This is a genomic window from Sinomonas sp. G460-2 (genome assembly GCF_047759905.1).
GTDB lineage: Bacteria > Actinomycetota > Actinomycetes > Actinomycetales > Micrococcaceae > Sinomonas.
Genome location: NZ_JBKZWT010000172.1, coordinates 1 through 7,633 on the forward strand (window position 1 = coordinate 1; position 7,633 = coordinate 7,633).

A 7,633-nucleotide genomic window follows, 5' to 3' on the forward strand; every position below is an offset into this window, starting at 1 on the left:
GGTGCTGCTCGGCCACACGCTCGACGATCAGGCCGAACAGGTGCTGCTTGGGCTCGCGCGCGGCTCGGGAACGCGTTCCCTCGGCGGCATGCGTTCCGCCCGGGGACTGTACATCCGGCCGTTCTTGGGCCTTCGCCGCGCCGACACGGTCGAGGTCTGCGCTGCGGAGGGGCTCGAGCCGTGGCTCGACCCGACCAATGGGGATTCTCGATACATGCGTTCTCGCGTACGTGTCGGAATCATGCCGTTCCTCGAGGCGGAGCTCGGGCCTGGCGTCGCGGAGGGGCTTGCGCGCACCGCGTCGATTCTGGGGCAGGACGCGGACTATCTCGACGCCGAGGCCGAGCGCGTCTATGCGGGACTCGTTGACCGGGGCGGCATGGGGCCCGGACAGGCCACGGTCCTCCTGCCCGGCGCGGCGGTTCGGGCGCTCCCGGCCGCGATCAGGAGCCGCGTGCTCGCTCTCGCCGTGATCGAGCTCGGGGGGCAGCCGACGTTTGAGCGACTTGCCGCTGTCGACCGCCTCCTCGAACGGCGCGGTTCCGCGGGTCCCGTCGAAGTGCCTGGGCACGTGAGCGTGCATCGCCAGCCACGCCGGAAGGATGCGGCGCCCGGAATCGAGTATGGGAAGCTAGTCTTTGTATCGCACCGCTGACGCCGGGTTTCGGGACAGGCCCCTGTGGGACTGACCGGCTCGCGTCGAGACCCGAGTTCCAGGAGCGCAGGTGGATTCTCACGACGTCCAAGCAGACCTCAAGCACGTCCTCTACGACCGGGAGCAGATCCAAGGGCGGATCGCCGAGCTCGCCGCGCGCATCGACAGGGACTACGAGGGCCGCGACCTCCTGATCGTCGGCGTGCTCAAGGGCGCCGTGATGGTGATGGCGGACCTGGCCCGCGCCCTGCACAGCCACGTCACGATGGACTGGATGGCCGTCTCCTCCTATGGCTCCGGGACGCAGTCCTCGGGGGTGGTTCGCATCCTCAAGGACCTCGATTCGGACCTCATGGGCAAGCACGTGCTCATCGTCGAGGACATCATCGACTCCGGCCTGACCCTCTCGTGGCTCAAGACGAACCTCGAGTCCCGGGGCACTGCGTCGGTCGAGATCTGCACGGCGTTCCGCAAGCCGGACGCCGCGAAGGTCAAGATCGACGTGAAGTACGTCGGCTTCGACATCCCCAACGAGTTCGTGGTCGGCTACGGGCTCGACTACGCGGAGAAGTACCGCAACCTCGACTTCGTCGGCACGCTCGCGCCGCACGTTTACGAGTAGGCGGCCAACTTTTTCAGGGCGGGGTTCCTTCCGGTACGCGTACTGGAAGGAACCCCGCCCTCGTTGCCCTGAGGATCCCGGAATTCCGGGGTTCCCCCGATCCCGCCGTCACCGATCCGGTATCCACGCGAACTCGCGAGATTCGCTTCAACGTGGGTTATGAAATCTGCTGAGCACGTACGGATTGGCACGAGACGGGACGCCGACCGTCCACTACGCGTACTGGTTGGCCAACCACGCGGCGCTCCGCGGTGCTCCGGCGCCCCGCCCCGCCCGCCGTTCGCCCTCGGCGCACAGCGGCCGGGGGAACTTTTGTCCTTGACTGTGCGTGATGTTGTCCGAACGGTATAGCTTGATGCGGTACTTGCCCGTCAACAGATGTAGGCAGGGGCAGGGGACCTCAGCGCTACGCGGCGCCGCGGCACAACAGAAGGGACGGGGCTCGGCCCCGAGTTCATGAACGTCAAAAGCTTCGTCAAGGGTCCTGGGATCTGGATCCTCGTCGTGATCGCCCTCCTCCTCATCGCCTTCGGAACGCTGGCGCCGGGGGGCAGCGCGACCATTGACACGCAGGTTGGCATCCAGCTCCTCAAGGACGGCAAGGTCGACTCCGCGAAGATCTACAACGGCGAAGAGCGCGTCGACATGGTCCTCAAGGACAACTACGTCGACAACGGGCAGAACAAGGGCAAGAACGTCCAGTTCTACTACGTAGACCCGCGCGGCGGCGAGGTTGTCCAAGCGGTCGAGAACGCGAACCTCAAGACCTACAACGATGTCCCGACCGGCAACAACTGGTTCGGCTCGATCCTCTCCCTCATCATCCCCGTCCTCCTGCTCGGCGCACTCTTCTGGTTCCTGCTCTCGCGCATGCAGGGCGGCGGCTCCCAAGTCATGAAGTTCGGCAAATCCCGAGCAAAAATGATCACGAAGGACATGCCCCAAGTGACGTTCAGCGACGTCGCGGGCGCCGACGAGGCCGTCGAGGAACTTCAGGAGATCAAGGAGTTCCTCCAGGAGCCCGCAAAGTTCCAGGCCGTCGGAGCGAAAATCCCGAAGGGCGTCCTGCTCTACGGCCCTCCGGGAACCGGCAAGACGCTCCTGGCTCGCGCCGTCGCCGGCGAGGCTGGCGTCCCGTTCTTCTCGATCTCGGGTTCCGACTTCGTCGAGATGTTCGTCGGCGTGGGTGCGTCCCGCGTCCGTGATCTCTTCGAGCAGGCCAAGTCGAACGCGCCCTCGATCATCTTCGTCGACGAGATCGACGCCGTGGGCCGCCACCGCGGAGCCGGCATCGGCGGCGGCAACGACGAGCGCGAGCAGACGCTCAACCAGCTCCTCGTCGAGATGGACGGCTTCGACCCCAAGGCGAACGTCATCCTCATTGCCGCGACCAACCGCCCCGACGTCCTCGACCCGGCACTCCTCCGCCCAGGCCGATTCGACCGTCAGGTGCCGGTGGAGGCGCCGGACCTCGTGGGCCGCGAGCAGATTCTCGGCGTCCATTCCAAGGGCAAGCCGATGGCAGGCAACGTGGACCTCAAGGCCGTCGCGAAGAAGACCCCGGGCTACACGGGTGCCGACCTCGCGAACGTCCTCAATGAGGCGGCGCTCCTTACGGCCCGCTCGAACGCCCAGCTCATCGATGATCGCGCCCTCGACGAGGCGATCGACCGCGTCATGGCCGGCCCGCAGAAGCGCAGCCGCGTCATGAAGGACCTCGAGCGCAAGATCACGGCCTACCACGAGGGCGGCCACGCGCTTGTGGCGGCCGCGCTCCGCAACTCGGCCCCGGTCACCAAGATCACGATCCTCCCCCGCGGCCGCGCGCTCGGCTACACGATGGTGGTCCCGGAGAACGACAAGTACTCCGTGACGCGCAACGAGCTCCTCGACCAGCTCGCCTACGCGATGGGCGGCCGCGTCGCCGAGGAGATCGTGTTCCACGATCCGTCGACGGGCGCCTCGAACGACATCGAGAAGGCCACCTCGACGGCCCGCATGATGGTCACGCAATACGGCATGAGCGAGCGCGTCGGCGCGGTCAAGCTCGGGCAGGGCGGCGGCGAGCCGTTCCTCGGCCGTGACGCCGCGCACGAGCGCAACTACTCGGACCAGGTCGCGTACGTCGTGGACGAGGAGGTGCGCCGTCTCATGGACCAGGCGCACGATGAGGCCTACGCGATCCTCACCGACAACCGCGACGTCCTGGACCGCCTCGCGGCCTCGCTGCTCGAGCACGAGACCCTCAACCAGCGTGAGATCGCCGAGATCTTCACGGACATCCGTAAGCGCGACTTCCGCGAGGTGTGGCTCTCGAAGGAGTCGCGCCCGGTGCAGCACATCCCGCCCGTCGAGACGGAGAACGAGCGTCGCGAGCGCGAGCAGCACGAGGAGAAGTCCCGCCACGACCACGAGGCGACGGACGCCGAGCGCAAGGCCCAGGAGGAGGCGGCCGCGGCTCGTCGCAACCAGCCGCTCGACACGGCCCACCCGCACGTCCACGGCGGAGGCGAGCAGGACTTCTCCGGCGGTCCGCAGCCCCCGCACGATGGTCACACGGGCGGCACCGGCGCGGGCGCGTGAGGCGCCCCCGCTAGGATCATGCCGTGACCCACATTGACGACGACGATGTTGCCGCCGTGTCCGAACTCGATCCGAACATGGACCTTCTGCGGATCGAGGCGGCCGTTCGGGAGATTCTGATTGCGGTCGGGGAGGACCCCGACCGCAGCGGCCTCCGGGAGACCCCGAAGAGGGTGGCGCGCGCGTTCGCGGAGACGTTCGCGGGGCTTCACCAGACCCCGGAGGACGTTCTGGGCGTCACCTTCGACCTCGATCACGAGGAACTCGTGCTTGTGAAGGACATCCCGTTCTACTCAACGTGCGAGCATCACCTCGTCCCCTTCCACGGAGTCGCGCACGTCGGGTACATCCCTTCGCACGACGGGCGCGTCACCGGGCTCAGCAAGCTCGCCCGACTCGTGGACATCTATGCGCGCCGGCCCCAGGTCCAGGAGCGCCTGACAACCGACGTGGCGGAGGCGCTCGTGAAGCACCTCAAGCCGCGTGGAGTGATCGTCGTCGTCGAATGCGAACACATGTGCATGTCGATGCGAGGAGTCCGAAAGCCGGGCGCCAAGACGGTCACGAGTGCTGTACGCGGGCAGCTACACGATCCGGCGACCCGCGCCGAAGCCATGAGCCTCATTCTCGGAAGGTAACAGCCGCAATGGACACCCTCGCCGCAGCACCCGGGACCGGGCCCAACACATCGCCCCTCCCCGTTCTCCGCAAGCCTCGCCCGAGGGCGACCTTCGAAACCCTCCCGACGGACCGCGCCGTCGTCATGGGCATCCTCAACGTCACGCCGGATTCCTTCAGCGACGGCGGGCAACATACGACGGCGGATTCTGCTATCGCTGCTGGCCTCCGGATGTTCTACGGCGGCGCGGACATCATCGACGTGGGCGGCGAATCCACGCGCCCCGGCGCCGAGGACGTGCCCGAGGACGAGGAGCAGCGCCGCGTTCTCCCGGTCGTCGAAGCCCTCGTGAAGGCCGGGGCCGTGGTCTCGGTCGACACCCGTCACGCGGGCACGGCGGCGAAGGCCCTCGAGGCGGGCGCCCTCATCATCAACGACGTCTCGGGCCTCGAGGTCAGCCAGGACATGATCGATCTCGTGGCGGAGCGCGGCGCGTACTACGTGCTCATGCACAACCGCGGCAACTCCCGCACCATGGACTCCCTCACGAAGTACGGCAACGTCCTCGAGGACGTGCTCGCCGAGACCGTGGGCGTTCGCGATCGTCTCCGCGCCGCGGGGGTGGCCGACCACAAGATCATCGTCGACCCGGGCCTCGGCTTCGCGAAGACGGGCGAGCAGAACTGGGCCCTCGTGGCGGGCCTCGAGCGGTTCCTCGAGCTCGGCCATCGTGTGCTCGTGGGCGCGTCCCGCAAGCGCTTCCTGGGCGAACTTCTCACGTCCGCCGGCAAGGCCGCCCCGCCCGACCAGCGCGACGCGGCGACCGCCGCGATCACCGCGTTGACGGCGGCCAAGGGCGCGTGGGGCGTCCGCGTGCACGACGTCGCCTCGAACCTCGACGCCGTCAAGGTCGTCGCGCGGGCCAGGACCTGAGGTCGGGGCGAGTGGGCACCCGAGCCGACCTCATCACCCTCCGGGGCGTCACCGCCGTCGGACATCATGGGGTGCTCGACTTCGAGCGCCGCGAGGGGCAGCCCTTCGTCGTGGACGCCGTGCTGCACAGCGACTTTTCCACGGCCGCCGCCACCGACGACCTTGCGACGACGGCGAGCTACGCGGAAGTCGCAGAGCGCATCACGCAGCTTGTGTCGGGGGAGCCGGTGAATCTCATCGAGACGCTCGCGGTGCGTATCGCGGACACGATCCTCGCGGAGTTTCCCCCGATCAGCGCAGCCGAGGTCACGGTCCACAAGCCGAAGGCGCCCATCGAGGTGCCGTTCGGCGACGTTTCAGTGACAGTCTTCCGAGGAAGGTGAGATGAACCCAGGCCCTTCCGCAACGCCGTCGGAGTACACGCGCGCGGTGCTCGCCCTCGGCAGCAACTTGGGGGAGCGCGCGGAGACGCTCGCCGAGGCGGTCTCCGATCTCGTCGACCGCCCCGAGGTTCGTCTCGTCGACGTCTCGCCGGTCATCCAGACGAAGGCCGTGGGCGGCCCCGAGGGGCAGCCCGACTTCCTCAACATGGTCATGATTGTCGTCACGACCCTGGGCCCGTACGAGCTGCTCGCGCACTGCCAGGCCGTCGAGGCCAAGCACCATCGCACGCGTGAGGTGCGCTGGGGCCCGCGCACGCTCGATGTCGACGTCATCACCTACGGCAACCTCGTCCAGGACGATCCCGTGCTCACGCTCCCGCACCCCCGCGCCGCGGAGCGCGCATTCGTGCTGTTCCCGTGGCTGCTCATCGATCCGACGGCGGTGCTCGAGGGCCATCCGATCGTCGAGCTCCTCGAGGACTGCTCGGACGCCTCGGGCATCGAGGACTACGACATGCTGCTTGACGAGGGGCTCGCATGAAGCCGATTCGCCTGACGGCTCTGGGCCTCATCGGGATCCTGCTCGGCCTGCTCGGCTTCGGCGCGACCGAGATGTCGGACCGTGCGTCGGCGGTCACCCCCGTGCTCCCCTACAGTGCGCTGGGGAGCATGGCCGTCATCGCTGGGTTCACCCTCGTCCTCGGGATCCGCGTGCTCCGCTGGCGGAACAGCGAGAAGCGCACGCGCATGCTCGACCCCATCTTTGCGGCGCGGACCCTGGTCCTCGCGCACGCATGCGCGTATGCGGGGGCGGTGCTGCTCGGCTGGCACGCGGGTGTCATCGCGGACCAGATCCCTGTGTGGACCGTCCGCTCCACGAGCCCCGTGGTGCTTCAGGCGGTCGCGATGATGGGCGGCGGCGTGATCATGGTCGCGATCGGGCTGCTCGTCGAGCGCTTCTGCCGGATTCCTCCCGAGGACGGAGACGAGGGCGAGAACGGCCGCCGCAAGCGCGGTCCCAGCCGAACGGGCGACGCCGAGGGCGGCTATGCGTAGAACGTCGCTCAGCCGGGGGAGCGTCGCGTGACGCGCCCGGGCCGCCTTGGCGTGGGCGTCATCGGTGCGGGGAAGGTGGGCGCCGTCCTCGGTGCGGCCTTGCGCGCGGCCGAGCACGCCGTCGTCGGTGTTTCCGCCGTTTCTGAGGCGAGCCGGGAGCGCGCGGAGACCCTCCTGCCCGGGGTGCCGATCCTCGAGATCCCGGACATCCTCGAGCGCTCGGAGCTCGTGCTGCTCGCCGTGCCGGACGACGCCCTGGGGCCGCTCGTCGAGGGCCTCGCGAAGCTCGGCGCGTGGCAGCCTGGCCAGCTCGTCGCCCACACGTCCGGGCGGCACGGCGTCGGGATCCTTGCCCCCGTCCGCGCGGCCGGCGCGATCCCGCTCGCGATTCACCCCGCCATGACGTTCTCGGGCATGAGCCTGGACCTCGGGCGGATCATGGACTGCCGCTTCGGGGTCACCGCCGATCCCGCGATGCTGCCCATCGCGCAGGCGCTCGTGGTCGAGATGGGCGCCGAACCCGTGGTCATCGCCGAGGGCGACCGCGTGGCGTATCACGCCGCGCTCGCGCACGGCTCGAATCACCTCGTGACGATCGCCGCGCAGGCCGCCGAGATCCTCGCACGCATCGGGGTCGAGGAACCGGACCGTCTCTTGGGCCCGCTGCTCCGTGCATCGCTCGACAACGCGCTCGCCGCGGGGGAGTCGGCGCTCACGGGGCCCGTGGCGCGGGGCGACGTGGGCACCGTGACGGCTCACGTGGAGGCCCTCGCCGAGCTCGC

Annotated in this window: 9 protein-coding genes; all 9 read left to right on the forward strand. The window is 68.6% G+C overall.

What is annotated here, in order from left to right; translation table 11 throughout:
- The coding region (locus ACLN58_RS14650) for a tRNA lysidine(34) synthetase (protein ID WP_415855997.1) at positions 1 to 655 on the forward strand (655 nt) is incomplete at its 5' end.
- Positions 656 to 725: 70 nt separating this feature from the next.
- Positions 726 to 1,277 (forward strand): hypoxanthine phosphoribosyltransferase, encoded by a 552-nt coding sequence (gene hpt / locus ACLN58_RS14655; RefSeq protein WP_415855998.1) that lies wholly within the window; start codon positions 726 to 728, stop codon positions 1,275 to 1,277.
- Between the two features lie 456 nt (positions 1,278 to 1,733).
- Positions 1,734 to 3,860, forward strand: coding sequence for an ATP-dependent zinc metalloprotease FtsH (gene ftsH / locus ACLN58_RS14660; RefSeq protein WP_415855999.1), 2,127 nt, complete (start codon positions 1,734 to 1,736; stop codon positions 3,858 to 3,860).
- A gap of 23 nt (positions 3,861 to 3,883) precedes the next feature.
- Entirely contained in the window at positions 3,884 to 4,498 is a 615-nt protein-coding gene (folE, locus tag ACLN58_RS14665; RefSeq protein WP_415856000.1) for a GTP cyclohydrolase I FolE, read from the forward strand.
- 8 nt (positions 4,499 to 4,506) lie between these two features.
- Positions 4,507 to 5,412 (forward strand): dihydropteroate synthase, encoded by a 906-nt coding sequence (gene folP, locus ACLN58_RS14670; RefSeq protein ID WP_415856001.1) that lies wholly within the window; start codon positions 4,507 to 4,509, stop codon positions 5,410 to 5,412.
- Positions 5,413 to 5,423: 11 nt separating this feature from the next.
- Positions 5,424 to 5,795, forward strand: a complete 372-nt coding sequence (gene folB, locus ACLN58_RS14675) for a dihydroneopterin aldolase (RefSeq protein ID WP_415856002.1) — start codon at positions 5,424 to 5,426, stop codon at positions 5,793 to 5,795.
- A gap of 1 nt (position 5,796) precedes the next feature.
- On the forward strand, positions 5,797 to 6,336 hold the full coding sequence (gene folK, locus ACLN58_RS14680; protein ID WP_415856003.1) for a 2-amino-4-hydroxy-6-hydroxymethyldihydropteridine diphosphokinase: 540 nt from the start codon (positions 5,797 to 5,799) through the stop codon (positions 6,334 to 6,336).
- Positions 6,333 to 6,851: a DUF3180 domain-containing protein gene (locus ACLN58_RS14685; protein ID WP_415856004.1), complete on the forward strand. Its 519-nt coding sequence runs from the start codon at positions 6,333 to 6,335 to the stop codon at positions 6,849 to 6,851. Before folK ends, ACLN58_RS14685 begins: the two co-directional genes overlap by 4 nt.
- Positions 6,852 to 6,878: 27 nt before the next feature.
- Positions 6,879 to 7,633, forward strand: a 755-nt coding sequence (locus ACLN58_RS14690) for a Rossmann-like and DUF2520 domain-containing protein (protein WP_415856005.1), incomplete at its 3' end; no start/stop codon positions are given.

Coding starts and splice junctions, on each gene's coding strand:
- ftsH (WP_415855999.1), top strand. CDS start 1,734: ATGAACGTCAAAAGCTTCGTCAAGGGTCCTGGGATCTGGATCCTCGTC.
- folP (WP_415856001.1), top strand. CDS start 4,507: ATGGACACCCTCGCCGCAGCACCCGGGACCGGGCCCAACACATCGCCC.
- folK (WP_415856003.1), top strand. CDS start 5,797: ATGAACCCAGGCCCTTCCGCAACGCCGTCGGAGTACACGCGCGCGGTG.
- ACLN58_RS14685 (WP_415856004.1), top strand. CDS start 6,333: ATGAAGCCGATTCGCCTGACGGCTCTGGGCCTCATCGGGATCCTGCTC.